General features: G+C 55.2%; 23 protein-coding genes and 3 tRNA genes. 17 read left to right on the forward strand and 9 right to left on the reverse strand.

Annotated elements, in window-relative coordinates; translation table 11 throughout:
• Nucleotides 1-25: 25 nt before the first annotated feature.
• The 5 genes from fecA to OGY67_RS20790 form a co-directional block, all read right to left on the reverse strand.
• Nucleotides 26-2,350, reverse strand: a complete 2,325-nt coding sequence (fecA, locus tag OGY67_RS20765) for a TonB-dependent Fe(3+) dicitrate receptor FecA (RefSeq protein WP_286574460.1) — start codon at nucleotides 2,348-2,350, stop codon at nucleotides 26-28.
• A gap of 86 nt (nucleotides 2,351-2,436) precedes the next feature.
• The gene (gene fecR / locus OGY67_RS20770; protein WP_153753331.1) at nucleotides 2,437-3,390 is read right to left on the reverse strand and encodes a ferric citrate uptake sigma factor regulator FecR; all 954 of its coding nucleotides are present in this window, start codon (nucleotides 3,388-3,390) and stop codon (nucleotides 2,437-2,439) included.
• Entirely contained in the window at nucleotides 3,387-3,908 is a 522-nt protein-coding gene (fecI, locus tag OGY67_RS20775) for a ferric citrate uptake sigma factor FecI (protein WP_008784388.1), read from the reverse strand. Before fecI ends, fecR begins: the two co-directional genes overlap by 4 nt.
• A gap of 289 nt (nucleotides 3,909-4,197) precedes the next feature.
• Entirely contained in the window at nucleotides 4,198-5,181 is a 984-nt protein-coding gene (locus OGY67_RS20780) for an alpha/beta hydrolase (RefSeq protein ID WP_286574461.1), read from the reverse strand.
• 346 nt (nucleotides 5,182-5,527) lie between these two features.
• Nucleotides 5,528-5,603: transfer RNA gene (locus tag OGY67_RS20790), tRNA-Asn, on the reverse strand.
• Nucleotides 5,604-5,929: 326 nt separating this feature from the next.
• On the opposite strand from OGY67_RS20790, the gene nac reads away from it, so the two are divergent.
• The 3 genes from nac to OGY67_RS20805 all read left to right on the forward strand — a co-directional run bounded on the left by nac (nucleotide 5,930) and on the right by OGY67_RS20805 (nucleotide 8,501).
• Nucleotides 5,930-6,847, forward strand: coding sequence for a nitrogen assimilation transcriptional regulator NAC (gene nac, locus OGY67_RS20795; RefSeq protein WP_103285036.1), 918 nt, complete (start codon nucleotides 5,930-5,932; stop codon nucleotides 6,845-6,847).
• 101 nt (nucleotides 6,848-6,948) lie between these two features.
• On the forward strand, nucleotides 6,949-7,899 hold the full coding sequence (cbl, locus tag OGY67_RS20800; protein WP_020996493.1) for an HTH-type transcriptional regulator Cbl: 951 nt from the start codon (nucleotides 6,949-6,951) through the stop codon (nucleotides 7,897-7,899).
• A gap of 410 nt (nucleotides 7,900-8,309) precedes the next feature.
• Nucleotides 8,310-8,501 carry a hypothetical protein gene (locus OGY67_RS20805; protein ID WP_137378175.1) on the forward strand — a complete coding sequence of 64 codons (192 nt, stop codon included), beginning with the start codon at nucleotides 8,310-8,312 and terminating at the stop codon, nucleotides 8,499-8,501.
• A gap of 16 nt (nucleotides 8,502-8,517) precedes the next feature.
• Here the strand turns inward: OGY67_RS20805 and OGY67_RS20810 are convergent.
• Both OGY67_RS20810 and OGY67_RS20815 read right to left on the reverse strand, forming a co-directional pair.
• A tRNA-Asn gene (locus tag OGY67_RS20810) sits at nucleotides 8,518-8,593 on the reverse strand.
• A 99-nt stretch (nucleotides 8,594-8,692) separates the two neighbouring features.
• Nucleotides 8,693-10,180, reverse strand: coding sequence for an EmmdR/YeeO family multidrug/toxin efflux MATE transporter (locus OGY67_RS20815; protein WP_121567563.1), 1,488 nt, complete (start codon nucleotides 10,178-10,180; stop codon nucleotides 8,693-8,695).
• Between the two features lie 160 nt (nucleotides 10,181-10,340).
• On the opposite strand from OGY67_RS20815, the gene OGY67_RS20820 reads away from it, so the two are divergent.
• A tRNA-Asn gene (locus OGY67_RS20820) sits at nucleotides 10,341-10,416 on the forward strand.
• Between the two features lie 82 nt (nucleotides 10,417-10,498).
• On the opposite strand, the gene paaZ is transcribed toward OGY67_RS20820, so the two are convergent.
• Nucleotides 10,499-12,544 (reverse strand): phenylacetic acid degradation bifunctional protein PaaZ, encoded by a 2,046-nt coding sequence (gene paaZ / locus OGY67_RS20825; protein ID WP_286574462.1) that lies wholly within the window; start codon nucleotides 12,542-12,544, stop codon nucleotides 10,499-10,501.
• A 285-nt stretch (nucleotides 12,545-12,829) separates the two neighbouring features.
• Here paaZ and paaA point away from each other — a divergent pair, with 285 nt between their 5' ends.
• The 13 genes from paaA (at nucleotide 12,830) to paaY (ending at nucleotide 24,044) form a co-directional block, all read left to right on the forward strand.
• A complete protein-coding gene (gene paaA / locus OGY67_RS20830) occupies nucleotides 12,830-13,759 on the forward strand; it encodes a 1,2-phenylacetyl-CoA epoxidase subunit PaaA (protein ID WP_137378207.1) in 930 nt (309 codons plus the stop codon).
• 10 nt (nucleotides 13,760-13,769) lie between these two features.
• A complete protein-coding gene (paaB, locus tag OGY67_RS20835; protein WP_032943000.1) occupies nucleotides 13,770-14,057 on the forward strand; it encodes a 1,2-phenylacetyl-CoA epoxidase subunit PaaB in 288 nt (95 codons plus the stop codon).
• Nucleotides 14,058-14,064: 7 nt separating this feature from the next.
• Complete coding sequence (paaC, locus tag OGY67_RS20840) at nucleotides 14,065-14,820, forward strand: 1,2-phenylacetyl-CoA epoxidase subunit PaaC (protein ID WP_174770454.1); 756 nt, start codon at nucleotides 14,065-14,067, stop codon at nucleotides 14,818-14,820.
• Nucleotides 14,821-14,832: 12 nt separating this feature from the next.
• Nucleotides 14,833-15,330 (forward strand): 1,2-phenylacetyl-CoA epoxidase subunit PaaD, encoded by a 498-nt coding sequence (gene paaD / locus OGY67_RS20845; protein WP_079934873.1) that lies wholly within the window; start codon nucleotides 14,833-14,835, stop codon nucleotides 15,328-15,330.
• 7 nt (nucleotides 15,331-15,337) lie between these two features.
• Entirely contained in the window at nucleotides 15,338-16,408 is a 1,071-nt protein-coding gene (gene paaE / locus OGY67_RS20850) for a 1,2-phenylacetyl-CoA epoxidase subunit PaaE (protein ID WP_174770453.1), read from the forward strand.
• Entirely contained in the window at nucleotides 16,405-17,172 is a 768-nt protein-coding gene (paaF, locus tag OGY67_RS20855) for a 2,3-dehydroadipyl-CoA hydratase PaaF (RefSeq protein WP_174770452.1), read from the forward strand. The genes paaE and paaF overlap by 4 nt, the downstream gene beginning before the upstream one ends.
• A gap of 2 nt (nucleotides 17,173-17,174) precedes the next feature.
• Nucleotides 17,175-17,963 carry a 2-(1,2-epoxy-1,2-dihydrophenyl)acetyl-CoA isomerase PaaG gene (gene paaG / locus OGY67_RS20860; protein ID WP_174770451.1) on the forward strand — a complete coding sequence of 263 codons (789 nt, stop codon included), beginning with the start codon at nucleotides 17,175-17,177 and terminating at the stop codon, nucleotides 17,961-17,963.
• A 3-nt stretch (nucleotides 17,964-17,966) separates the two neighbouring features.
• Nucleotides 17,967-19,385: a 3-hydroxyacyl-CoA dehydrogenase PaaH gene (paaH, locus tag OGY67_RS20865; RefSeq protein WP_174770450.1), complete on the forward strand. Its 1,419-nt coding sequence runs from the start codon at nucleotides 17,967-17,969 to the stop codon at nucleotides 19,383-19,385.
• Nucleotides 19,378-19,800, forward strand: coding sequence for a hydroxyphenylacetyl-CoA thioesterase PaaI (gene paaI, locus OGY67_RS20870; protein WP_174770449.1), 423 nt, complete (start codon nucleotides 19,378-19,380; stop codon nucleotides 19,798-19,800). The genes paaH and paaI overlap by 8 nt, the downstream gene beginning before the upstream one ends.
• Entirely contained in the window at nucleotides 19,800-21,005 is a 1,206-nt protein-coding gene (gene pcaF / locus OGY67_RS20875; RefSeq protein ID WP_079934868.1) for a 3-oxoadipyl-CoA thiolase, read from the forward strand. The genes paaI and pcaF overlap by 1 nt, the downstream gene beginning before the upstream one ends.
• Nucleotides 21,006-21,033: 28 nt before the next feature.
• On the forward strand, nucleotides 21,034-22,353 hold the full coding sequence (gene paaK / locus OGY67_RS20880; protein ID WP_286574463.1) for a phenylacetate--CoA ligase PaaK: 1,320 nt from the start codon (nucleotides 21,034-21,036) through the stop codon (nucleotides 22,351-22,353).
• Nucleotides 22,354-22,509: 156 nt separating this feature from the next.
• Nucleotides 22,510-23,436 carry a phenylacetic acid degradation operon negative regulatory protein PaaX gene (gene paaX, locus OGY67_RS20885; RefSeq protein ID WP_020996484.1) on the forward strand — a complete coding sequence of 309 codons (927 nt, stop codon included), beginning with the start codon at nucleotides 22,510-22,512 and terminating at the stop codon, nucleotides 23,434-23,436.
• A gap of 11 nt (nucleotides 23,437-23,447) precedes the next feature.
• Nucleotides 23,448-24,044 carry a phenylacetic acid degradation protein PaaY gene (gene paaY / locus OGY67_RS20890; protein WP_286574464.1) on the forward strand — a complete coding sequence of 199 codons (597 nt, stop codon included), beginning with the start codon at nucleotides 23,448-23,450 and terminating at the stop codon, nucleotides 24,042-24,044.
• Between the two features lie 22 nt (nucleotides 24,045-24,066).
• Here the strand turns inward: paaY and fhuE are convergent, their stop codons facing one another.
• Entirely contained in the window at nucleotides 24,067-26,253 is a 2,187-nt protein-coding gene (fhuE, locus tag OGY67_RS20895; protein ID WP_186413501.1) for a ferric-rhodotorulic acid/ferric-coprogen receptor FhuE, read from the reverse strand.
• Nucleotides 26,254-26,309 lie beyond the last annotated feature (56 nt).

Consider the following 26,309-nt stretch of genomic DNA (forward strand, 5'->3'; position numbering starts at 1 on the left):
AGCATGCAGGCCGGGTAAACGGGGTTTAGAACTTCAACGAACCCTGCATATACAGCGTGCGCGGCTGGCCTGCGTAGATGCCTTTGTTGTTGTCGTCGTAAGAGCGGGTGAAATACTCTTGGTCGAAGATATTTTTCACACCGAACGCCAGGTTCAGGTCTGCCAACTGCGGGCCGAAGTCATAGGCTACGCGTGCGCCCCAGAGCATAAAGCCAGGGATGCGACCGGTACTGCCGTCAGCGCTCTCTTTAACGGTGTTGGCGTTATCCGCAAACTGGCTGGACTGGAAATCGCTATTCAGATTGAAGGTCCAGTTGCCCGGCTTATAGTCCACGCCCAACGTGCCTTTGTGTTTTGGTGAGAAGGGCACCTGATTGCCATAGGTATCGCCTTTCTCGCGAATCTCAGCGTTCACATACGCATAGCTTGCGTAGACTGAAACGTTGTCGAGCGTTGGCGTCAATGTGCCGAGACCATAGCGAGTCTGAGTTTCCAGTCCGGTATGACGCGTTTTACCGCGTGCAGTAACGGTGTCGTTGGTTTGGTTGGAATCGTACTGATTATTAAAGTTAATCAGGAACAGCCCCATTTCCGCCGTCAGCGCGCCATCGTCGTATCGGGTTCCGAGCTCCCAGGTTCGCGCTTTTTCCGGTTCCACATTGCCGCTTTGCACAGCCTTGCCAATTTGGCTGTACTGTACGGTGCCGAATGAGCCTTCAGTGTTTGCATAAAGATTCCAGCTATCAGTCAGGTGATAAAGCACATTTAGCGCCGGAAGTGGGGCGTTGTAGCTTACTTCCTCATGTGTGCCTTTGATGGCGTTGTTCTGGTATGACTCGATATGTTCAAAGCGCATACCCGGTGTGATAGTCCAGTTGCCAATGTCGATTTTGTCATCCAGATACCAGGCGTGCGCTTCGGTGCCCGAACGAGTGTCGCGATCGTAAGGGCTGGCGCTGGACGGCAGTTGTCCACTGCTGGTGGCCGTGTAGTAACGCATTTCATGCGTCGACTCGCTCACATAGCGGTATCCCACGCCCACTTCGTGCGCGGAAGGACCCACCATAAAGCTCTGACTGTAGCGTGGTTCAATGCCGCGTACCCAGTAGTTACGCGGTGAAAGGGTGAGGCGTTTTCCCTGTTCCAGGTAGCCGCTGCGCAGGGTTTCAGTGTAGAAGCCCTGAATATTGAATTTATGCTGGCTGTCCGGCTGGAACTGATAGCCGAGGCTTGCCAGCTTGCGGCGCCCCCAGAAGCGATCGTAAGGGCGCGTGGATTGCCAGCGGTCAGCGTCGTAATCCGCGCGAGACAGGCCACCGGGCATGTCAGCTTCACCGTCGTAGTATTGCAACAGACTGTTGAAGGTATGCACTTCGTTTGGCGCATATTTGCTTTTCAGCATCAGGTCGTCGATGCGGGTCGCGCTGTGTTCGCGCCAGTCGCTTCCACGTGTACCGGAGTAAAGCAGGGCGGTACCAAAACCGTTATCCGCCGTGCCGCCCACCATCAGGTTGTGCGTTTCTTTTGGGTTATTTTGTGAAGATGCTGGGCTGAGCTGGCCTTCCACGCCGGCTTCCATGCCGAAGTCTTGCGGAATAGCGCGGGTAACAAAGTTCACCACCCCGCCCACGCTCTGTGGCCCGTAACGCACCGCGCCACCGCCGCGAACCACGTCGATGGCGTCCATATTTCCGAGTGAGACGGGCGCCAGTGAAAGCTGCGGCTGGCCGTAAGGGGCAAACGGCACGGGAATACCGTCCATCAGCACTGTTGAACGGCTGGCCAGGCGCGGATTCAGGCCGCGAATACCAAAGTTCATTGCCAGATCGTGGCTACCGGTGCCGTTGTTTTCTGGGGCGGTAACGCCAGGAATGCGGTTCAGTACCTCGCGCATGGATGTTGCGCCGGTTTTGGCGAAATCCTCGCGGCGGATAACGTCACGTGCGCCAGCATGTTCGAAAACGTCGTTTTCGCGCGCATCCCCCAGCCAGTCGCCCACCACGGTCAGGGCATCTTCTTGCGGTGTTGGTGCGGGCTCCAGCGTCCAGCTATTATTACCCAGCGATTTCACCTGCAGGCCACTACTGTTCAGCAGGTGTTGCAGGCCGGTTTCGACGTCGTAGTCACCGTGAAGACCGTTACTCTGTTTGCCGCGAGTCAGGCTGGCGTCAACCGACAGGGTAATTCCGCTAAGCGCGGCATACTGATTAAGGGCTTTGTCGAGCGAACCCGGTGCAATATCAACCTGCGCTGCGAAGGCGGATAACGACAGCCCGGCCAGCGGCAGCAGGCTCAGGCGAACGGCGTTAACCAAAGGTGTTGTTTTGCGAAAAACGCGTAAAGGCGTCATACCTTCTCCATCATCATTTTTGTTGTGTTCATCTATGAGTCGAATGAGAAGGGGAAAAAGGACAATCGAAATGAGAATTATTTTTCTTACAGTGCGGAAATATTTACCCAGTATCGCGTAACTGACTGAATTTTCACTGGAAGAGTCTTGGCAATAACATCCAGGATTGCATCAGTATTTTTCAGCGGGAAAGTGCCACTCAGGCGTAACCCGGCTACAGCCGGATCGCAGCGCAGCACGCCGTTGCGATAACGGCTCAGCGTGGCAATCACTTCACTCAAAGGTTTATCGCTGAAGCTCAGAATGCCCTGCGTCCAGGTGGCGCTTTCATCATCCGCTGAGGCTACTGCACCAAATTCAGACGCGCTAAACTGCAGGCTCTCGCCAGCGCTGACGATGCGTTTTTCCTGCGGACGATTTGCCAGTAAGACTTCAACAGCGTGTTGTTGAACGACAACGCGTGTGACGTTGTCATGCTGGTAGACGGTAAATTCTGTGCCTAATGCGGTGAGCTGGCCCTGACGGGTCACAACGCGGAAAGGTCTCTGCTGCGCGTCTTTTGCGGTAGTAATAGCAATTTCTCCGTACCAGAGATGGACAGCGCGTTGACGCGTATCAAAATGAACGTCCGCGGCGCTTTGTGTGTTGAGCGTCAGCAGCGAGCCATCTTCCAGCCGCTGATGGCTGACCGCGCCTTTGGCGGTGCGGTAATCCGCGCGCAGACCTTCACCGGCTTCAGACTGCCAGAGCTGCCAGCCGCCGCCCACGCCGAGCAGCAGCAGTAGCCCTTTCATGACATGACGACGGGTAAGGCGCGTATCGTGCAGCGCCCGGCTGGCAACATCGCCCGGTACGCGGCTGAGCTGGCTGCGCAGGTTTTCAACCTGTTGCCAGGCCCACTGATGATCTTTGTCCTCTTCGTACCATTGTTGCCAGCGCGCTTCTTGCTGTGGGCTGACACGCTCGCCGCTCAATACAGCATACCAGTGCGATGCCGAGCGCAATGCCTGGCGGCGAGAATCGGTGATAGAAGCGTTCACAGACCGTGCTCCAGACGAAACAGCAGACAATGTTCGATAGCCTTTGCCATATACTTTTTCACCGAACTGACGGAGATACCGAGCTTCAGCGCGATCTCGCTGTATGTCAGACCATCCAGTTGCGAAAGCAGAAACGCTTCTCGTGTTTTTCCGTTCAGCCCGTCAAGCATGCTGTCGATGAGTTGCAGGGTTTCGAGCTGGCTCTCGCGTTCCTCGGGGGAAGGCGCGAGCGCCTCCGGCATAAGCGCCAACATCTCCAGATAGGCTTTTTCCAGCGCGTTTCGGCGAAACAGGTCGACCATCACCCGTTTGGCGAGAGTGCACAGAAAGGAGCGCGGATCGCGGATCGTCGAGAGCGAGTCGCTGCCCATTACCCGTAGAAAAGTGTCCTGGGCAATGTCATCTGCATCAAAGGCGGACTGGAGTTTGCGCGTCAGCCAGCTTTTCAACCAGCCGTGATGTGCGCCATAAAGCGACTCGAGCGTAAAGGAAGCAGTGGTAGTGGCGTGGTCAGACATGTGGAATGTATCAAAAGTTAATTATCACGCGATTATAGTAATATGAGAATGGTTATCATTACAATTATAAATATAATTGTATTACGTTGAACTTCTTAATGCGTTGTTATTTATAAAAATGTTATGAGGTGGATATCGGATGGGGAAGGGGAGTCTGCTTCTGGCATGTGACGGTTGGAATGACATCTGACCATGTCTGCTGTGAGCATGGAGCAGACGAATGCTTTAAAGCATGCTGAACTCTTTAAAAGTAAACCGTCTTGGGAGGACACCGAGAGCAGAGCAGCTGTTACTTTTCGGGAAAAGGTGAGTTGCGGATCAGGAAATGCTCAATCGAGTCGATTAAACCGGGAGCTAAGGGGAGCGCGGGTTCAGCGTATGTCGCGATATTCGCTTTGCGATCGTCCGAAGTCACCTCTTTCATAACATGGTTCATATTGGGCAGTATAACCAGGGACGCTTGAGGATTCGCGGCCTTAAGCAGTCTTGCATCCGTTTCTTCCACCTGGAGATCGCGTTGCCCTTGTAGCACTAACACGGGTTTGGAAATACTCGAAATGAGATGACCCGGATTATATGAAAATGCATTGATCAAAAACCCCTGAACAGCAGGATTAAAGATACTTTGCAGTGCTGGGTGAATATTCGTAATATCGACTCGCCGCCGATGCTCCAGAGCATCAATTATCGGCAGCGCCTGCTTTAATAGAATTTCATTTTCCGGATTAGCGTTAAGTTGCCCCCTCAACACCTCGCCCATCGGCCTCCCAGGCGTTGCGATAAGAACCACACCGCACACATTCTCTTCTTGAGCCGAGGCAAGTGCGACTACACCCCCTTCGCTGTGTCCTAAAACCCAAACACAGGGAGTGTGCATGTGACGTCTAAGCACGTCTACCCAGGATCGAATGTCGTCAACATAGTCAGCAATCGTCACCGCATTGGCATCGTCTACGGCCATTGCGCTAGCGAACATTCCACGTTTGTCGATACGAAGCGTCGCAAAACCTTTGGCAGCCAGGCCTTCAGCAAGAAGTCGGTAAGGCGATGCATTCACACCAAGCGGGTTGTTTCCATCCCGATCGGTTGGCCCGGAGCCAGGAACGATAAGAACAACGGCTGTTGGTTTTGAATTCGGGGTGAGTAACGTGCCTTTCAAAGGGCCTTTTGGCTCTGCGGCATCCAGGGCAGTTTCGGAAAAGGTCACCGGTACTGCCGCCAGACTCACAAATGGGCAAGCGCCCAAAAGGGCAATTGAGGCGGCAATATTCATTGGAGATGTTCCTGTAAAATTCAGCGTACCCGTCAATTTATATTATAAATATGGCCTGCTCTACATTGATTAATATATCAGCGGTGATAGAAAACGCCGCTTCTGGGCACAGAGCGGACGTACTGGGTGAGTTTAAAGTCTACTGTGAGCGAAGAGTGGACATCTCAACTCATTGTTGTTCCGGTCTATTGATATGGAAGCCTGGAACGGCAAGCGTCTGGAACAAATACCTGCGGCTATTATGAATGAAGTGTTGGCCAGACTAAGTTGAGGTTTTGATATGCGCAATGAGCAATGGCATAAAAGCAAAAAGCCTGCTTAGTTTCCTAAGCAGGCTTCTTAAATATGGCTCCTCTGACTGGACTCGAACCAGTGACATACGGATTAACAGTCCGCCGTTCTACCGACTGAACTACAGAGGAATTGTTTGAACGAGGCGCATATTAGCGAGGGTGGTGAGGCTTGTCAAAGGGGTAAATACATTTGTGTGTTCGTTTGCTGACAAAATCAGCAAAGCGGCGATCTTTCCGTCTTTTTATGCTTTTGCCCCATTCTGGTGCGTGTCTACCTCTTCCAGGGCAGCCTGAATGAGATACTTAGGTGTGCAGAATGATCTTCCTTCGCTTTTACTCCTGACTTTACGCGGCTTTAACCGTAAAACACCGTTTTAGACGAAAGTGGCAAGCATCTTGCAATCCTGAATTTAATGACTGCCAGCACGGGTTCTGGTATTCCGACAGGAGGCAAAATGAACTTCAGACGACTGAAATATTTCGTGAAAATCGTCGATATTGGTAGCCTGACCCAGGCAGCGGAAGTGTTGCACATTGCGCAACCCGCGCTGAGCCAGCAGGTCGCTACGCTGGAAGGTGAGCTGGATCAGCAATTGCTGATTCGTACCAAGCGTGGCGTCACGCCGACGGAAGCAGGAAAAGTGCTATATACCCACGCCCGGACGATTTTACGTCAGTGCGAACAGGCGCAACTTGCGGTTAATAACGTGGGCCAGACCTTGAGTGGACAGGTCTCTATCGGCCTTGCGCCGGGGACAGTCGCGTCATCCATTACCATGCCGTTATTACAGACGCTACGTGCCGAACTGCCTGATGTGCTGGTCTATTTGCATGAAAACAGTGGGGCAGTGCTGAATGACAAGCTGCTCAGCGGGCAATTAGATATGGCAGTGCTCTATGAGCGTTCTCCTGTGGCGGGCATCAGCAGTCAACCGTTGCTTAAAGAGGATCTGTACCTGGTCGGCACGCGTGACTGTCCTGGCCAAAGCGTCGATTTAGCCGCAGTGGCGCAGATGAATTTGTTCTTGCCACGGGATTACAGCGCGGTTCGCCTGCGCGTGGATGAAGCTTTTTCGCTACGTCGCTTAACGGCTAAAGTGATTGGCGAAATTGAGTCTATCTCCACCCTAACGGCCGCCATTGCCAGTGGTATGGGTGTCACAGTGTTGCCTGAGTCGGCCGCCCGTTCATTATGCAATGCGGCTAACGGCTGGATGGCGCGCATCACAACACCGTCGATGAATCTGCCATTATCGTTGAACGTATCCGCCAGAGGGAGCTTATCGCCCCAGGCGCAGGCCGTGAAGGAGATCCTGTTGTCGCTGGTCAGCCGTCCGGCGCTGGAAAATCGCGAGCTGCAGCTGGTCAGCTAAACCTTATTCCCGCAAGGAATAAGATGCAGGTTTTTATTATTTGTTATGCCGGGCATCAGACTTTAACAATAGCGTAATGTCTGATGTGCCCGGAGCGAAACGTGAATTTCCAGCAACTTAAAATAATCCGCGAGGCGGCCCGTCAGGATTACAACCTGACAGAGGTCGCGAATATACTGTACACCTCGCAGTCGGGCGTCAGCCGACACATTCGTGAACTTGAAGATGAACTTGGTATCGAGATTTTTATCCGTCGCGGTAAACGCCTGTTGGGCATGACCGAACCGGGTAAAGCCTTGCTGGTTATTGCCGAGCGTATTCTGAATGAGGCCAGTAATGTTCGTCGACTGGCGGATCTGTTTACCAATGACACGTCCGGCGTTCTGACGATTGCCACCACGCATACCCAGGCACGCTATAGCTTGCCTGCGGTGATAAAAGCTTTTCGTGAGCTGTTCCCTGAGGTGCGTCTGGAACTTATTCAGGGTACGCCACAGGAGATTGATGTCCTGCTACAAAATGGCGGGGCAGATATCGGAATTGCCAGTGAGCGGCTGAGCAGCGATCCATTGTTGGTGGCTTTTCCCTGGTTTCGTTGGCACCACAGCCTGCTTGTTCCTAATGACCATCCATTAGTGAAAGCCTCTCCGCTCACGCTGGAGTCTATTGCTCACTGGCCGTTAATTACCTATCGTCAGGGGATTACAGGGCGTTCCCGCATCGATGAAGCATTTGCTCGCAAAGGGCTGATACCGGATATTATTCTCAGCGCCCAGGACTCGGATGTGATTAAAACTTACGTGTCGCTGGGGTTGGGGATTGGGCTGGTGGCAGAGCAATCCAGCGGCGAGCAGGAAGAGGGGACCTTAACCCGTCTGGATACCCGGCATTTGTTTGATGCAAATACCGTTTGGCTGGGGCTTAAACGCGGACAGCTGCAGCGCAACTACGTCTGGCGATTCATCGAGCTATGCAATGCAGGGCTATCCGTCGATGAAATTAAGCGCCAGGCGATGGAGCCAGATGAAGCGGTGATTGATTATCAGATTTAACTACCAAAGCCCGTGAGCGAACGGGCTTCTCTGACGTCGCTGAATGGCGGGTAGAAAGCTGCGTTACTTCAAGGTCTCCAGCCTCAGATCCTGCGTCGGCACCCGCGACAATATCGAACAAGACACCGCCCGTCCCGAATCCGCATAAATAAACTGAAATCCATTCTTCACCGAAAGAACATCTCGATTGGTAAACGTATAGAATTTATTACTCTGACTACGGCGGGCATCGGAAATATAAAAACTATTGTTTTCCCACAGCACGCTAACGTGCTGGAACAAATGAAATGTCACCTCCGCCCAGCCTCTGTCCGGGCAACGTAGCGTGACTTTCTCACCGGCTATTGTACTCAGTGGAATTACTAATAAAGCGGTTAGCGCTGCTTTCAGCAGTATCGGCATGGGCAAGTATGGGTCTCATTCTGATGTCGTTGCACGATAAGATACTTAACCCTGACGTTAACGAATTGGATCATAGAGACATTTTGCATAAGCAGACGGACATTCTCCCGTCGGCAGTATGGAAAAACCTGGTGTGGAGTGAAGCGGTCTACCTGGCGAATGGGATCGCAGAAAAGCAAAAAGCCTGCTTAGTTTCCTAAGCAGGCTTCTTAAATATGGCTCCTCTGACTGGACTCGAACCAGTGACATACGGATTAACAGTCCGCCGTTCTACCGACTGAACTACAGAGGAATCGTTTGAACGAGGCGAATATTAGCGATGCCGCTCAGCGTTGTCAAAGCCTGAATGGATAAATGCGATCGTTTGCTGAAATATTCCCCATTTCGCCGCTTATTCAGACGCAACCGGTTGTTTTATGCACTTTTCGCGTTCGGGGCGCGGGTATTTCCACAACCAGCGGCCAGTGACCATACGCCAGTAAAATAACGCGGCGCGTACGGCCCAGTCGAAGAACATACCTAACCAAACGCCGACAACTCCCCATCCTAATACGATACCGAGGGTGTAACCCGCGACTACGCGGCAGCCCCACATGCCCAGCATCGATACCCACATAGCAAAACGTGCATCTCGCGCACCTTTAAAGCCTGCTGGTAATACCCAGGAGGCTGCCCATATCGGCATAAATGCTGCGTTGAGCCAAATCAGGATGACTATGACCTCTTTTACATCCTGATCGTGGGTATAAAATGAGGCCATCACCCCGGCGAAAGGAGCGGTTAACCAGGCAATTGCCGTCAGGCCGATCGTCGACAGCCAGAATACATGCCGTAGCTGGATTTCAGCCTGAGCAATCTGGCCATTTCCCAAACGCCTGCCGGTAATGATTGTCGACGCGGAACCTAAAGCATTACCCGGTAAGTTGATAAGCGCGGCGATAGAAAATGCAATAAAGTTCCCGGCGATAACGCTGGTTCCCATGCCTGAAACAAACATCTGCGTCAAAAGTTTACCGCCATTGAACAGCACTGACTCGATACTTGCCGGAATGCCGATCCCCATCACCTCCCAGATAATGGCGAGATTGAGTGGCTTAAAATAGCTTTTGAAGGGAATTCGCAGCGCGGGGTTAAAACCAATCATCAGTACCCAGATGATGGCAATCGCCCCGATGTAGCGCGAAATGGTCAGTCCCAGACCTGCTCCCACAAATCCCAGACCTTGCCAGGAAAAGATCCCGTAAATCAGGATGCTACTGATGATGATATTCAGGATGTTCATGCCGCCGTTAATCAACAACGGTATTTTTGTATTTCCGGCTCCACGTAGTGCGCCACTGCCAATCAGCGCAATGGCTGCTGCCGGGTAGCTGAGCACCGTCAGCTCCAGATAGGTGAGTGCCAAAGCTTTAACGTCTGGCGTTGCTTCACCTGCGACAACGTCAATAATCTGTTGACCAAAATAGTGAATGACCGCTGCCAGAACGGTAGCAAAAATTGTCATGATCACCAGTGATTGTCTGGCCGCGGCTCTGGCCCGTCGACGATCTCGTTTCCCGAGGCTAAATGCTACAACCACAGTGGTGCCCAGATCGATGGCGGCGAAAAATGCCATGATGACCATATTAAAGCTGTCGGCGAGTCCAACCCCGGCCATCGCTTCTTTTCCCAACCAGCTGACCAGGAAAGTACTCAGAACACCCATCAATAGCACACAGGTGTTTTCCAGAAAAATGGGGACAGCCAGCGGAGTGATTTCGCGCCAAAAGAGAACCTTATAACTCTTGCGTTTGGCATACCAGGGCGTGCGGGAAGCGACCTGGTGTAAGGCAGCGGAGACGTTCAAAGTGGACCTTAACGAAGAAAGTTGAAACCTCATTTCAAATGATGAGGGAGAATCAAAAAAGCTGCAAAGTTTTTTCTATTTAAAATGTCTGTAAATGCAACAAACTGTCGAGAGAAGCATCAATTGATTCGCATTCGAGGAAATGGGGTTTGACAAAATTTTTTTCGCCGCTAAGATAAGCCTCCACAACGATTCCTCTGTAGTTCAGTCGGTAGAACGGCGGACTGTTAATCCGTATGTCACTGGTTCGAGTCCAGTCAGAGGAGCCATATTTAAGAAGCCTGCTTAGGAAACTAAGCAGGTTTTTTGCTTTTTGTTTCAAGCCTGATCGAGCGAAGCTACACCGGAATCTTACGCCGGGAAATCCCCATGCTGACGCGCAACCAACGTCAGAATGGAATACAGCGCCACCGCCTGCTGGTGCTGATTAAAGATCTCCACCGACCACTCCACCACGCCGGCCGCTTTTTCTTCGGCATTGCGCTGACGTTTCACCGTTTTGCGTTTGCAGGTTAAACGCACCTGGATAGTGTCGCCCGGCTTAACCGGCTCGATAAAGCGCAGGTTTTCCATGCCATAGTTGGCAATCACCGGACCGACGCCCGCGTCAACAAACAGACCGGCTGCGGCGGAAATCAGGAAGTAACCGTGCACCACGCGCTCGCCGAAAATGGAATCGGCTGCTGCAATCTTGTCCATATGGGCGTAGAAGTGGTCACCGCTGAGGCAGGCAAAGTTAACGATATCCGCTTCGGTCAGTGTACGACGTGGCGTCAGCAGGCTGTCGCCCGGCTGGATCTCTTCGAAGTATTTACGGAACGGGTGAATACGATCTTCCTCTACCCGAGCGCCACGCACCCACTGTTGGCTTACCGCCGCGAGCATGGTTGGGCTGCCCTGAATGGCGGTGCGTTGCATGTAGTGTTTCACCGCACGCAGACCGCCCAGCTCTTCACCGCCGCCTGCACGTCCAGGCCCGCCGTGGACCAGCTGTGGCAGCGGAGAGCCGTGACCGGTCGATTCCGCCGAGGACTCTTCGTTCAGCACCTGAATACGCCCGTGGGCACGGGCCGCACCGAGGACAAACTCTCGCGCCAGTTCGCCGCTCGCCGTCACCAGTGTTCCTGCCAGACTGCCTTCACCGGCGCGCGCCAGCGTCATGGCATGCTCGGTATTTTGATACGGCATCAGCGTGGCGACCGGACCAAAGGCTTCAATTGCATGTACCGCGCCAATTTCATCCGGCTGCGGACAAAACAGCAGCGTTGGCGGGAAGAAAGCCCCAGCCGTGCTCAGAGCTGCTTTTCCGCCCAGCAGCACCTCACACCCGGCTTCAACCAGACGATTCACATTATCCTGCACGTCCTGACGCTGATCGTTATTCACCAGCGACCCCATCTTCACGCCTTCCTGCGCCGGATCGCCCACTATCACTTTTTGCAGACGGGTAATCAGCGCCTCGCTGACCGCTTTCACCTGCGTCTGTGGCACGATAATGCGGCGGATAGCGGTACATTTTTGCCCGGCTTTGGTCGTCATCTCGCGCACGACTTCACGTACAAACAGTGCAAACTCAGGCTGTTCTGGGGTGACGTCATCACCAAGCACACAGCAGTTGAGTGAATCCGCTTCCATGGTGAATGGAACCGATTTAGCCACCAGATTGGGGTGCACGCGCAACTGTTGCCCGGTATGAGCAGAACCGGTAAAGGTCACCACATCCTGGCTGTCGAGGTGATCGAGCAGGTCGCCCGCGCCACCACAGATAAGGCTAATTGCGCCGTTCGGTACCAGGCCACTGTCGATAATCGCTTTCACCATTGCCTGAGTGAGCTGCGCGGTGGCGGTTGCAGGTTTGATAATGGCTGGCATCCCGGCAAGCCAGGTTGGCGCCAGCTTCTCTAACATACCCCAGCAGGGGAAGTTAAAGGCGTTGATATGCACGGCAACACCGGATTTGGAGGTCAGCACGTGGCGTGCGGCAAAACCGCCCTGTTTGGACAGCGGGATCAGTTCGTCTTCCGGCCACAGCGTATCGTCCGGCAGCTCGCGGGCACCGAGACTGGCATAAGTGAAAAGCGTGCCAATGCCGCCTTCGATATCGACCCAGCTGTCACCGCGCGTTGCTCCGGTTTGCGCGGATATGGCATAGAAATCGGCTTTCAGTTCCATTAAATGCTTCGCCACCGCTTTTAGCATCGCGCTGCGCTCAATAAAACTCATTGCCTGTAACGCTTTGCCGCCGTGCTCAATAGCAAAGCGGCGCGCCTGCGCCATATCCAGTCCAACGCTTGTCACTTCCCAAAGCGCTTCACCGGTAAGGGCGTGGTGGATGGTGCGGGTGCGGCCCCGGCCTGTCTGCCAGGCACCGGATAAATAACTGGCTAACTGCTGCATCGTTAATCTCCAGATGTGTTCCGTAATATCTCTTTAAATAGTTCTTTTATGAATCACAAAATGCAAGCGAGATTTTAATAATTTATTAACAATGGGATCGCGAACACTTTACCTTTATTGGTTATCTATCTGTTATTAATGGATAAACAAAAACCATTTGCGACAAGTATCGCAAAACAAGCAAACAAAATTTGTGGTTTTATTTAACCAAGATGTAACTTTTATAAAACAAAGTGATTCACAAATATTGATTTGTTGAAATTATCGGAATCATAAGGTGATGAAGTGACAGAAGAACAACGCTTTGACCAGCGCATCGCGCAGGAAACGGCCATCGAGCCGCAGGACTGGATGCCGGACGCATACCGTAAGACGCTGATCCGCCAGATTGGCCAGCATGCGCACTCGGAAATTGTCGGCATGTTACCGGAAGGCAACTGGATAACCCGCGCACCCACGCTGCGGCGTAAGGCCATTCTGCTCGCAAAAGTACAGGACGAGGCCGGACACGGTCTGTACCTCTACAGCGCGGCGGAAACACTGGGCTGCGCGCGTGAAGATCTGTACCAGAAGATGCTCGACGGCCAGATGAAATACTCCTCCATCTTCAACTACCCAACCCTGAGCTGGGCGGATATCGGTGTGATCGGCTGGCTGGTCGATGGCGCGGCGATTGTTAACCAGGTGGCGCTGTGTCGTACCTCCTACGGCCCGTATGCCAGGGCGATGGTCAAAATCTGCAAAGAAGAGAGCTTCCATCAGCGTCAGGGCTTCGAAGCGTGTATGGCGCTGGCTACCGGTAGCGAGGATCAGCGTCAGATGCTGCAGGACGCCATCAACCGTTTCTGGTGGCCCGCGCTGATGATGTTTGGCCCGAACGACGACAACTCACCGAACAGCGCCCGCAGCATGGCGTGGAAAATCAAACTGCACTCCAACGACGAACTGCGTCAGCGCTTTGTTGATAACACGGTCCCGCAGGTAGAAATCCTCGGTATGACAGTGCCGGACGCCGACCTACAGCTTGATGAAACGACGGGGAAATATCGATTCGGTGAGATCGACTGGCAGGAATTTAATGAGGTCATCAACGGTCGTGGTGTCTGCAACCACGAACGTCTGGGCGCAAAGCGTAAGGCCTGGGAAGAAGGGGCATGGGTGCGCGAGGCCGCACTGGCGCACGCCGAAAAGCAACAGGCCCGCGACGCGGCGTAAGGAGATAGTCATGAGCAAAACATACTGGCCGTTATACGAAGTTTTTGTCCGCAGCAAACAGGGGTTATCACACCGTCACGTTGGCAGTCTGCATGCCGCCGATGACCAGATGGCGCTGGAAAATGCACGCGATGCCTATACACGCCGCAGCGAAGGCTGCTCCATCTGGGTGGTGAAAGCCAGCGAAATTGTTGCGTCACAGCCGGAAGAACGCGGTGAGTTTTTTGACCCGGCGGAGAGCAAAGTCTATCGCCATCCCACGTTCTACACCGTGCCGGACGGCATGGAACATATGTGAGGCAACGATGAATAACCTGAATCCCGTTGCAACCTATGCCCTGCGTCTGGGCGATAACGGCCTGGTGCTGGCTCAGCGTCTGGGTGCCTGGTGCGGTCATGCGCCGGAGCTGGAGATTGATCTGGCGCTGGCTAATATCGGCCTCGACCTGCTGGGGCAGGCGCGCAACTTCCTCAGCTACGCCGCCGAACTGGCGGGTAGCGGCGACGAAGACACACTGGCTTTTGGTCGTGACGAGCGTCAGTTCCGCAATCTGTTGCTGGTGGAACAGCCTAACGGCAACTTTGCCGACACGATCGCTCGCCAGTTCTTTTTCGATGTCTGGCATGTGGCGCTGTTCACTCGTTTGGTTAACAGCCGCGATAAGCAGATTGCGGCTATCGCTGCCAAAGGACTGAAAGAAGTGCGTTATCACCTGCGCTTCAGCCGTGGCTGGCTGGAACGACTGGGGAATGGTACTGACTACTCCGCGCAACTGATGCAGAAGGCGGTGGACAATCTGTGGCGTTACACCGGCGAATTGTTCCTTGCCGACGAACTGGAGATCGGTCTGGCCAGGCAGGGCATTGCCGTCGATCCGTGCGAACTGCAAACCGAATGGCAAATGACGGTACACACTGCGCTGATTGATTCTGGTTTACACGTTCCGCAAGAGGCGGCGTTTCGCAACGGCGGTAAGCAGGGGCTACACAGCGAACATCTCGGGCCGATGTTGGCCGAGATGCAGTACTTGCAGCGTGCGTATCCTGGTCAGCAGTGGTAGCAGGAGGTGGCTATGCAACGTCTTACCGCGATCGCGCCGCCAGAGGTGCACACCGTTTGGGGGCTGTTAAGTGCGATTCCCGATCCGGAAGTGCCGGTGCTGACCATCACCGATCTCGGCATGGTACGCAGCGTTGAGCGCTGCGGCGACGGCTGGGTTATCGGCTTTACGCCGACGTACTCCGGCTGCCCGGCCACCGAGCATCTACTGGGTGAAATTCGCATGGTGATGGCGGAGCACGGCTATACGCCAGTACATATCGTCCTGCAGCTTGACCCACCGTGGACCACTGACTGGATGAGCCCGGACGCCCGCGAACGCCTGCGCCAGTATGGTATCAGCCCGCCGCAGGCCCACGCCTGCCATGCCGAAATGCCAACTGACGTACAGTGCCCGCGCTGCGCCAGCACCCATACCTCGCTGATTAGCGAATTCGGATCCACGGCCTGTAAAGCGTTGTATCGCTGCGACAGCTGCCGTGAACCCTTTGATTACTTTAAATGCATCTGAGGTTGCGATGACAACATTTCATTCGCTTACCGTGGCCAACGTCGAAGCGGAAACGCGCGATGCGGTGACCATCACTTTCACCATCCCTGACGCGCTGCGTAATGACTACGCCTTTCGACCGGGCCAGCATTTGACGCTGAAAGCTCACCTCGGTGGAGAAGAGCTGCGTCGTTGTTACTCCATTTGTCGCAGCCGCTCGCCGTCGGAAATTAGCGTCACGGTTAAAGCTATCGACGGTGGGCGTTTCTCCCGCTATGCCCAGCAGGATATCCAGCAGGGTATGGCGCTGGAAGTGATGGTGCCGCAGGGGCACTTCGGCTACCAGCCGCAGGCCGAGCGCGAAGCCGAATATCTGGCGATTGCCGCCGGGTCCGGCATTACGCCGATGATGGCGATTATTGAAGCGACGCTGACGACCGAACCGGCCAGCCAGTTCACGCTGATCTACGGCAACCGCAGCAGCCACAGCATGATGTTCCGTCAGGCGCTGGCCGATCTGAAAGACCGCTATCCGCAGCGTTTACAGGTGGTGCACCTGTTCAGTCAGGAGTCGATGGACAGCGATCTGCTACAGGGTCGTATTGACGGCGACAAACTGCGTGCGCTGGGCAAAAACCTGCTCGATTTCAGCCGCTTTGACGACGCCTTTATCTGTGGCCCATCGGCAATGATGGATGAAGCCGAAGTGGCACTGCGCGAACTGGGCATAGCGGAAAAATCCATTCACCTTGAGCGTTTCAATACGCCGGGGACCAGCGTGAAACGCGCCACCGGCGTGCAGGCGGAAGGCCGCACGGTCACCCTTCGTCAGGATGGGCGCGATCGCCTGATTTCACTGAATGCGGAAGATGACAGCATTCTCGACGCCGCGCTGCGCCAGGGCGCTGACCTGCCGTTCGCCTGTAAAGGCGGCGTGTGCGCCACCTGCAAATGCAAGGTGGTCAGCGGCGAGGTGGCGATGGCCGCCAACTATAGCCTTGAAGCCGATGAACTGGCGGCGGGCTATGTGCTGAGCTGCCAGGCGCTGCCAACCAGCGGTGACGTAGTGGTCGACTTCGATGCGCGGGGGATGGCATGAGCGAACTGCTGATTTCCCGTCACGACCGTGTACTGCAACTGACCCTGAACCGTCCGCAGGCGCGTAACGCCCTGAACAATGCGCTGCTAACGCAGATTGCTGACGCGCTGGAAAGCGCGGCGGCGGACGCCAGCATCAGCGTTTGCGTGATTAGCGGCAACCCGCGCTTTTTCGCCGCCGGGGCCGATCTCAACGAAATGGCGGAAAAAGATCTGCCCGCCACTTTCGACGATGTTCGTCCTCGCCTGTGGGCACGTATTGATGCCTTCAACAAGCCGCTGATCGCGGTGGTTAACGGTTACGCGCTGGGAGCCGGGTGCGAGCTGGCTCTTCTGTGCGACCTGGTGATTGCCGGGGATAACGCGCGCTTCGGCCTGCCGGAAATTACTCTCGGCACCATGCCAGGGGCGGGCGGTACGCAGCGGCTTATCCGTTGTGTTGGCAAAGCGCTGGCCAGCCGAATGGTGCTGAGCGGTGAAAGCATTGATGCAGAACGAGCGCAACAGGCTGGGCTGGTGAGTGACATTCACCCGGTGAATCTCTCCGATGAATACGCGCTCAAGCTGGGGGCGACCATCGCCCGTCACTCACCGCTGGCGCTGCGGGCGGCAAAACAGTCTCTACGCGCTGCGCAAGAAGTGGGGCTCCAGGCCGGTCTGGTGCAGGAACGTCAGCTGTTTACGCTGCTGAGCGGCACCGAAGATCGTCGTGAAGGCGTCAGCGCCTTTTTAGAAAAACGCACACCGGAATTTAAAGGACGCTAATCGTGGATGCATTTATTCTCAGCGAAGTGGAGCAGGGCGTGATGACTATCATCCTGAACCGCCCGGACCGACTCAACAGCTTTAACGACGTGATGCACCAGCAGCTTGCCGATTGCCTGAAACAGGCCGAGCGCGACGACACCATTCGTTGCCTGCTGATCACCGGCGCCGGACGCGGATTTTGCGCCGGACAGGATCTGAACGACCGTAACGTTGACCCGAGCGGCCCCGCGCCAGATCTGGGCATGTCGGTGGAACGCTTCTACAACCCGCTGGTGCGCCGCTTAGCCGCGTTGCCGAAGCCGGTTATCTGCGCCGTCAACGGCGTTGCCGCTGGTGCTGGTGCCACACTGGCCTTGGGCTGCGACATCGTCCTCGCCGCGCGCTCGGCGAAGTTTGTCATGGCCTTCAGCAAGCTCGGTCTGGTGCCGGACTGCGGCGGAAGCTGGGTGCTGCCGCGCGTAGCCGGTCGCGCTCGCGCCGTCGGCTTGCTGATGCTTGGCGATAACCTCAGCGCCGAACAGGCCGCGCTGTGGGGCATGATCTGGCAAGTGGTCGACGATGCCGAGTTGAACGATGCCGCGTTGACCATGGCGCGCCATTTCGCGACGCAGCCGACCTATGGCCTGGGGCTGATTAAGAAAGCCTTGCAGCTTTCCGAAACCAACACGCTGGATCAGCAGCTTGAGCTTGAACGCGACTACCAGCGCATGGCCGGTCGCAGCGACGACTATCGCGAAGGGGTCAGCTCCTTCCTCGCCAAACGTCCACCACAGTTCAGCGGGAAATAAGCCATGACGCAAACTCTTCATCGCATTGCCGTGATCGGCGGCGGAACAATGGGTGCAGGCATTGCCGAGGTGGCTGCCTGCGCCGGACATTCGGTTCTGCTGTATGACATTTCCGCTGAGGCGATTACTCGCGCCATTGAGGGTATTCGCCAGCGACTCGACGTTCGAGTTGGTCGTGGAAAAATCAGTGCGGAACAGGCCAGTGAGCTGCTGGGACGGATCGCACCCGCGACTGAACTGAATCAGCTTGCCGACGCACAAATGGTGATTGAAGCCGCTTCTGAGCGGCTGGAAATTAAAAAAGCGCTGTTCAGTCAGTTGGCGGATATCTGCTCGCCGTCAACGCTGCTGACCAGTAATACCTCGTCGATCTCAATTACCACAATTGCGGCGGGAGTGAAGCATCCGGAACGTGTGGCGGGGCTGCACTTCTTTAACCCTGCACCGGTGATGAAACTGGTGGAAGTGGTGAGCGGCCTTGCCACCTCAACCGAGGTAGTCGAGCAGCTTTGCCAGTGCGTAATCGCCTGGGGCAAGCAGCCGGTGCGCTGCCGCTCAACGCCGGGTTTTATCGTCAACCGCGTGGCGCGTCCGTATTACGCTGAAGCCTGGCGCGCGCTGGAAGAACAGGTTGCGTCAGCGGAAGTGATTGATGCGGCACTGCGCGACGGCGGCGGCTTCCCGATGGGGCCGCTGGCGCTGACCGACTTGATTGGTCAGGACGTCAACTTTGCCGTGACCTGTTCGGTGTTTAACGCTTTCTGGCAGGACCGCCGTTTTCTACCGTCTTTGCTGCAACAGGAGCTCGCTCTGGCGGGGCGTCTGGGCAAAAAGAGCGGCCACGGCGTCTATCGCTGGCCTGCTGAAGTATCGCCTGAACTGGCTGTTGCAGCGGTAGCGCCTGAAAATGCAGCAAAAAATATCAAGCGTGACGTTGTCACTGAACTGGATGATGTGCTGCTCCTTGAAACTACCGGTGAAACCGCGCTGGCCTTAAGCGTGCAGCACCAGCGCCCGGTGGTGGTGTATGACCATGCTGCGGGCGACACCGTCGTGCTGGCAAGCGCACCAACCAACCCGGATTCAGCCACCGACAAAGCAGTGTACTACTTCCAGCAGCAGGGCAAAAAGGTGCTGCGTATTGCCGACTACCCAGGGCTGCTGGTATGGCGCACGGTAGCGATGCTGGCGAACGAAGCGCTGGATGCGCTGCAAAAAGGAGTCGCCAGCGCCGAGGATATCGATACCGCCATGTGTTTGGGGGTCAACTACCCGCACGGGCCGCTGGCCTGGGGTGAATCGCTCGGCTGGGGACGTGTGCTGCGTCTGCTGGAAAATCTACAACAGCACTATGGCGAGGAACGCTATCGCCCGAGTGCGCTGCTGCGCCAGAAAGCGCTGATGGAGATGCGTCATGAGTAATGAAGCCTGGCGCAACGCCCGCGCCATGTATGTGAAAGACACCTGCGCGCAGGCGCTGGGGATTGAAATTATTGAGATGGACGACGGTTATTCGCAGATGACCATGACCGTGTCGCCGTCGCAGCTGAATGGCCATCAGACCTGTCACGGCGGGCAACTGTTTTCACTGGCGGATACTGCCTTTGCTTACGCCTGCAACAGTCAGGGACTGGCAGCAGTAGCCTCAGCGGGCAGTATCGACTTTCTGCGCCCGGCCTTTGCAGGTGACAAACTGACCGCCACCGCGCGGGTCAAGCAGCAAGGCAAACTCACTGGCGTTTACGACATTGAAATTGTCAATCAGCAACACAAAACCGTGGCTCTGTTTCGCGGCAAATCCCACCGCATCGGTGGCACGATTACAGGAGAAGTCTAATGCGTGACGCATTTATTTGTGACGGTATTCGTACCCCGATTGGTCGCTACGGCGGGGCGCTGGCAGGCGTGCGTGCCGACGATCTGGCGGCCATCCCGTTGCGTGAATTACTCAACCGCAACCCACGCCTGGATCCCAGCGCTATTGACGATGTGATCTTCGGTTGCGCCAACCAGGCGGGCGAGGATAACCGCAACGTGGCGCATATGGCGACCCTGCTGGCGGGTTATCCGCACAGCGTTGCCGGCACGACCATCAACCGTCTGTGCGGCTCCGGGCTTGATGCGATCGGCTTCGCTGCTCGCACGATCAAAGCCGGTGATGCCGACCTGCTGATCGCTGGTGGTGTTGAGTCAATGTCCCGCGCGCCGTTCGTGATGGGTAAGGCAACGACGCCATACCAGCGTCAGGCAGAAATGTTTGATACCACCATTGGCTGGCGTTTTGTGAACCCGCTCATGCAGCAACAATTCGGAACTGACAGCATGCCGGAAACGGCGGAGAATGTAGCTGAATTGTTAAATGTAAGCCGAGAAGACCAGGACGCCTTTGCGTATCGCAGCCAGCAGCGCACGGCGAAAGCCCAGCGTGACGGCATTCTGGCGCAGGAAATTGTGCCGGTACAAATCATTGGCAAGAAAGGGGCAGTTAGCGCAGTACGTGAAGATGAACATCCGCGTGCAGAAACCACGCTGGAGCAACTCGCACAACTGAAAACACCGTTTCGTAAGAACGGCGTGGTCACCGCAGGCAATGCCTCTGGGGTGAACGACGGCGCGGCAGCAATGATCGTAGCCAGCGAGCAACACATAAAGGCCCAGGGACTAACGCCGCGTGCACGCATTGTCGCGATGGCGACGGCGGGCGTGGAGCCGAAGTTTATGGGGCTTGGGCCAGTTCCTGCGGTACGAAAAGTGCTGGAGCGCGCCGGGCTGAATATCAACGATATGGATGTGATTGAGCTGAATGAAGCCTTTGCCGCCCAGGCGTTGGGTGTGATGAGACAGCTTGGACTGGCAGATGACGCAGAACACGTGAATCCCAATGGGGGGGCTATCGCTTTAGGTCACCCGCTGGGGATGAGCGGTGTGCGGTTAGCGCTGGCCGCAACGCTGGAGCTGGAACGACGCAATGGACGTTATGCGCTGTGTACGATGTGTATTGGCGTGGGTCAGGGCATTGCCATGATCCTTGAGCGAGTGTGAGCTAATTGACCTGCGAGTGCCCTACAAAATGACAACGACAACAACAAAATTAGATCCGATTGAAACCGCATCGCGTGACGAATTACAGGCTTTGCAAACCGAGCGTTTGAAATGGACGTTAAAACACGCCTATGAAAATGTCCCGATGTACCGCCGTAAGTTCGACGCGGCGGGGGTTCACCCGGATGATTTCCGTGAGCTGAGCGATCTGAGCAAGTTTCCCTACACCACCAAGCAGGATCTGCGTGACAACTATCCCTTCGACACCTTCGCGGTACCGATGGAGCAGGTGGTGCGTATCCATGCATCATCCGGCACCACGGGTAAACCGACAGTGGTGGGCTATACGCAAAATGATATCGATACCTGGGCTAACATCGTCGCCCGCTCGCTGCGTGCCGCAGGCGGTACCGCGAAAGATAAAATCCACGTCGCTTATGGCTATGGCCTTTTCACCGGCGGACTGGGCGCGCACTACGGCGCGGAACGCCTGGGGGCAACGGTTATCCCGATGTCCGGCGGTCAAACCGAGAAACAGGCGCAGCTGATTCGCGATTTCAAACCTGACATGATTATGGTCACGCCATCCTACTGTCTGAACCTGATTGAAGAGCTGGAGCGCCAGATGGGCGGTGACGCGCGGGGTTGTTCGCTGCGTACCGGTGTCTTTGGCGCAGAGCCGTGGACAACGGGGATGCGCGCGGAGATCGAACGTCGCCTGGGTATTACGGCGCTGGATATTTATGGCCTCTCGGAAGTGATGGGGCCGGGCGTGGCGATGGAGTGCATCGAAACGGGTGATGGTCCGACAATATGGGAGGATCATTTCTTCCCGGAAGTGGTCAATCCGGATGACGGTACGCCACTGGCCGACGGAGAGCACGGCGAACTGCTGTTCACCACGCTGACGAAAGAAGCGCTACCGGTCATTCGTTATCGTACCCGCGACCTGACGCGCCTGCTGCCGGGTACCGCACGCACGATGCGTCGTATGGATCGCATTAGCGGGCGCAGCGACGATATGCTGATTATTCGCGGCGTCAACGTCTTCCCATCGCAGGTGGAAGAAGAGATCCTCAAGATTGAACATCTGGCTCCGCATTACCAGTTGGAAGTGGATCGCCGAGGACATCTTGATTCGCTTTCGGTACGCGTGGAGCTTAAAGAGAGTAGCCTGGTGCTAAGCCATGAGCAGCGCTGCCAGATTTGCCATCATTTGCGTCATCGTATTAAGTCGATGGTCGGTATTTCAACGGACGTAAGCATTGTTAACTGCGGCAGCATCCCGCGCTCAGAAGGAAAGGCGTGTCGGGTGTTCGACCTGCGCAAAGTTGCCGCCAACGGCTAAGCCTCGTAGGCCTGATAAGCGCAGCGCCATCAGGCGAGAGCGCACAAGTTGCCGGATGGCGCGTTGCCTTATCCGGCCTACAAATTCCTGCCATATCGCGGAAATTTTCCTGTGCTATGATTCAAAAAGGACAAAAAAGACAACAGTATGAATCATATGGAAAAACTCGATAGTTTTATTCAGCAGGCGGTAACCGCAATGCCGGTCAGCGGCACCTCGCTTATCGCCTCGCTTTACGGGGACTGTTTATCGCAACGCGGTGGAGAAGTCTGGCTCGGTAGCGTTGCCGCGCTGCTGGAAGGGCTTGGCTTCGGTGAACGTTTTGTACGTACCGCGCTGTTTCGCCTTAATAAAGAAGAATGGCTGGACGTAGTACGTATCGGCCGTCGCAGTTTCTACCGCCTGAGTGATAAAGGGCTACGCTTGACGCGCCGCGCCGAGAGCAAAATCTACCGTGCCAGCGCCCCTGAGTGGGACGGTACCTGGCTGCTGCTGCTGTCGGAGGGGCTGGAGAAAAATACCCTGGCCGAAGTTAAAAAGCAGCTGTTATGGCAAGGTTTTGGCGTACTGGCGCCGAGTCTGCTGGCGTCGCCATCGCAAAAGCTGGCTGACGTACAGTCGCTGCTCCATGAAGCTGGGGTGGCGGAAAACGTCATCGTTTTTGAGGCGCATTCGCCGTTGGCACTCTCCCGCGCTGCGCTGCGTGAGCGGGTAGAAGGGTGCTGGCACTTAACCGAACAAAATGCCATGTACGAGGCGTTTATCACGCTGTTCCGTCCGTTGTTACCGCTACTGCGTGACGCCGGGCCGGACGAACTTACGCCAGAGCGCTGCTTCCAGATCCGCCTGTTGCTCATTCACTTCTATCGTCGGGTTGTGCTCAAAGATCCGCTGCTGCCGGAAGAATTGTTGCCTGCTCACTGGCTGGGTCAGACGGCGCGTCAGCTGTGCATTAATATTTATCAACGTGTTGCGCCCGGCGCCCAGGTTTTCGTCAGCGAAAAAGGCGAGAGCTCGGTGGGGGAACTGCCCGCGCCGGGTCCGCTCTATTATCAACGCTTCGGCGGATTAGCCGAGGTGTAACAGGAGAAGCCATGCCGATTTACCAGATTGACGGGATGATCCCGGTAGTTCCTGCAGAAAGCTATGTTCACCCAACCGCAGTGCTGATTGGCGATGTCATTCTCGGCAAAGGTGTTTATGTTGGTCCCAACGCCAGCCTGCGCGGAGATTTTGGGCGTATCGTGGTTAAAGATGGGGCGAATATCCAGGATAACTGCGTAATGCACGGATTTCCCGGCCTGGATACGGTGGTAGAAGAGGACGGACATATCGGCCACGGCGCGATTCTGCATGGCTGTGTGATTGGGCGTAACGCGCTGGTCGGCATGAGCGCGGTGATTATCGATGGCGCGACCATCGGTGAAAACAGTATCGTTGGTGCTTCGGCGTTTGTGAAAGCGCGCGCTGAGATGCCTGCCAACCATCTGATTGTCGGCAGCCCGGCGAAAGCGATTCGCATGTTAACTGAGCAGGAACTGGTGTGGAAAAAACAGGGCACTCGCGAGTATCAGGTGCTGGTGGGGCGCTGTCAGCAGACGCTTGCAGAAGTGGAGCCGCTGACTGCGGTAGAACCCGACAGAAAGCGGCTGGAGTTTGATGAGAATTTGGAACCTAAGTCAGCGAGTTAGCGATTCTACGCAATACCCGGTGTCAGAACTGATAGCTGGCGGTAACGCTGACGTTACGCGGCTCACCATAAACGATAGAACCGTCGATATTCGTGTCGTAGGTTTTATCGAACAGGTTATTAAGGTTACCCTGCACTGAGAAGTTTTTTGTTACCTGGTAGCGGGTGAACAAATCTACCAGGGCGTAGCTTCCTTGTTCCGCGCGGAATGTGCCATAAGGCGTGACCGTATCGCTGTAAACACGATTCTGCCAGTTAACTCCACCGCCGACGGTCAGTTCCGGCATGGCTGGCAGGCGATAACGGGTAAACAGTTTTACCGTGGTCCGCGGCAGGTTTGGGTTTACTGCATTGCCTTCGTTGTCTTCTGCAACATAGCGTGTCGCACCAAACGTCATCTGCCAGTTATCGGTGATCGCACCGTTAATCTCGAATTCGACCCCTTTGCTGACCGTACCATCCATCGCTTTAAAGGCCGTGTCGCCATTGCTACCGGCGATTGGCACGCCGGTTGATTGCGCTACGTTATCCTGTTCAATGCGGAACACCGCGAGCGTGGTGGTTAAACGGCTGTTCATCCAGTCGGACTTCAGGCCAAGCTCATAGTTGTTGCCGGTGATCGGAGAGAGATATTTACCGGAACTGTCGCGCTTGTTCTGCGGCTGGAAGATTGAGGTATAGCTGGCGTAGGTAGACCAGTTATCGTCAATGTCATAGACCAGACCCGCATACGGCGTGGTGTGGTTTTGCTCCATGCTGTAGGTCAGGGTGTCGATACGCCAGTTGGTGTAACGTGCGCCAACAATCAAATGCAGTGGGTCGGCCAGCGAAATACGCGTTGCGGCGTACAGCGATTTCATGTGCGTGGTATCGTCCTGAGCTAATGACTGCGGGTTCCAGTTGGTTTCCGGGAAGTTACCATCGTAGGTATAGAAGCTGCCGATTTCGTTGGGGAAAACGTTCGCCCACGAGCTTTCATAACGGTTATTCTGTTTACTGTAGCTGCCGCCCAACATCAGATTATGCTGGCGACCAAACAGATCATAACCGCCGTCGGCGAATAGATCGACAGCATCCACTTTACGTTTGCCGCTGTTCCAGCCGGTTCCTCCGACGTAGTCATATCCTGGACCATAGTTACCATATGGGCCAATCAGCGTGCCGTCGGCCTTATTAACATAGGCATCGACGTACATCATTTTACTGTCGAACTTGACCTCGGAGTGGGTGGCGTTCATGGTCGCCTGCCAGGTATCGGCAAAACGTTGTTTGATGGTGACAAACACTTTGTTGAAGTCTTTATCGTTGTAAGCCCAGTCCGGCGCAGTGCTACGCGAGCGGTCGTAGCTGTTTTTACTGCCATCGGTATTCCAGCGCGGCAATCCACCCCAGGTTGGGCTGTTGATATCAATGCGCTGATATTCATAGCCCGCAGACAGGCTGGTGGTGTCACCCAAATCGGCATCGACAATCCCGGAGAAGAACATTTTTTCGCTATTGTAGTGATCAAGCCAGGAGTCGTTATTCTGGTAACCCGCCACGATGCGGCCGCGCACGTTGCCGTCTGCTGTAAGCGGGCTTTGCAGATCGGTCACATAGCGTTGTTTGTTCCAACTGCCATATTCCGCTGAAACATTACCGGTGAACTCGCGGCTGGTGGCATGCTTACGGATCATGTTAATGGAGGCTGAAGGGTTACCCGTCCCGGTCATTAGCCCGTTTGCGCCACGGACCACTTCGACACGCTCAAAAAGGGCGGTGTCAGAAAGGGCGTCACCGAGATTCCAGCGGGATTCAAAATAGGTCGGGATCCCATCGACCATATAGTTATCAATCTGAAATCCGCGCGAGTAATAGCTGCTGCGATCTGAATCCGCCTGGCTTTTGCTTATCCCCAACGTGTTATCCATCACATCGCCCAGCGTTTGCAACTGCTGATCTTCCATGCGCTGCTGGCTGACAATGCTGACTGATTGCGGGATATCGCGCTGTGTCATCTGCATTTTTGTGCCAGCGGTCGTCGATTTAACGCTGTAATCCTGCTCCTCACTGGATGCGGCTGGAGCAGAACCTTCCACGATTACTGTCTCTTCAGCAGGGGCTGCGAGGCTGGTGGAAGGTAAAAGCGCTAGCGTGATGCATGCTGCCAGCAAAGAAGGGGCAAGGCCCGGTTGGCGTTGAACATTCCCGTTGAGTGTTGTGAAAGACATCGAAAAGTCCTTGATAATTATTAATATTAAGTTCAAATCACCGGTAGTTGTGATGA

It is taken from the genome of Citrobacter sp. Cpo015 (genome assembly GCF_030333035.1).
In the GTDB taxonomy this organism is placed as follows: Bacteria; Pseudomonadota; Gammaproteobacteria; order Enterobacterales; family Enterobacteriaceae; genus Citrobacter; species Citrobacter portucalensis.

Bases quoted from the DNA above. Each gene is read 5' to 3' on its own strand.
- paaB (WP_032943000.1), top strand. From the start codon at position 13,770: ATGAGCAAAACATACTGGCCGTTATACGAAGTTTTTGTCCGCAGCAAA.
- paaI (WP_174770449.1), top strand. From the start codon at position 19,378: ATGAGTAATGAAGCCTGGCGCAACGCCCGCGCCATGTATGTGAAAGAC.
- paaD (WP_079934873.1), top strand. From the start codon at position 14,833: ATGCAACGTCTTACCGCGATCGCGCCGCCAGAGGTGCACACCGTTTGG.
- paaF (WP_174770452.1), top strand. From the start codon at position 16,405: ATGAGCGAACTGCTGATTTCCCGTCACGACCGTGTACTGCAACTGACC.
- fecA (WP_286574460.1), bottom strand. From the start codon at position 2,350: ATGACGCCTTTACGCGTTTTTCGCAAAACAACACCTTTGGTTAACGCC.
- fhuE (WP_186413501.1), bottom strand. From the start codon at position 26,253: ATGTCTTTCACAACACTCAACGGGAATGTTCAACGCCAACCGGGCCTT.
- pcaF (WP_079934868.1), top strand. From the start codon at position 19,800: ATGCGTGACGCATTTATTTGTGACGGTATTCGTACCCCGATTGGTCGC.
- OGY67_RS20780 (WP_286574461.1), bottom strand. From the start codon at position 5,181: ATGAATATTGCCGCCTCAATTGCCCTTTTGGGCGCTTGCCCATTTGTG.
- paaZ (WP_286574462.1), bottom strand. From the start codon at position 12,544: ATGCAGCAGTTAGCCAGTTATTTATCCGGTGCCTGGCAGACAGGCCGG.
- OGY67_RS20815 (WP_121567563.1), bottom strand. From the start codon at position 10,180: ATGAGGTTTCAACTTTCTTCGTTAAGGTCCACTTTGAACGTCTCCGCT.
- paaX (WP_020996484.1), top strand. From the start codon at position 22,510: ATGGAAAAACTCGATAGTTTTATTCAGCAGGCGGTAACCGCAATGCCG.
- OGY67_RS20805 (WP_137378175.1), top strand. From the start codon at position 8,310: ATGGGTCTCATTCTGATGTCGTTGCACGATAAGATACTTAACCCTGAC.
- paaH (WP_174770450.1), top strand. From the start codon at position 17,967: ATGACGCAAACTCTTCATCGCATTGCCGTGATCGGCGGCGGAACAATG.
- paaE (WP_174770453.1), top strand. From the start codon at position 15,338: ATGACAACATTTCATTCGCTTACCGTGGCCAACGTCGAAGCGGAAACG.
- fecI (WP_008784388.1), bottom strand. From the start codon at position 3,908: ATGTCTGACCACGCCACTACCACTGCTTCCTTTACGCTCGAGTCGCTT.
- paaY (WP_286574464.1), top strand. From the start codon at position 23,448: ATGCCGATTTACCAGATTGACGGGATGATCCCGGTAGTTCCTGCAGAA.
- paaK (WP_286574463.1), top strand. From the start codon at position 21,034: ATGACAACGACAACAACAAAATTAGATCCGATTGAAACCGCATCGCGT.
- nac (WP_103285036.1), top strand. From the start codon at position 5,930: ATGAACTTCAGACGACTGAAATATTTCGTGAAAATCGTCGATATTGGT.
- paaC (WP_174770454.1), top strand. From the start codon at position 14,065: ATGAATAACCTGAATCCCGTTGCAACCTATGCCCTGCGTCTGGGCGAT.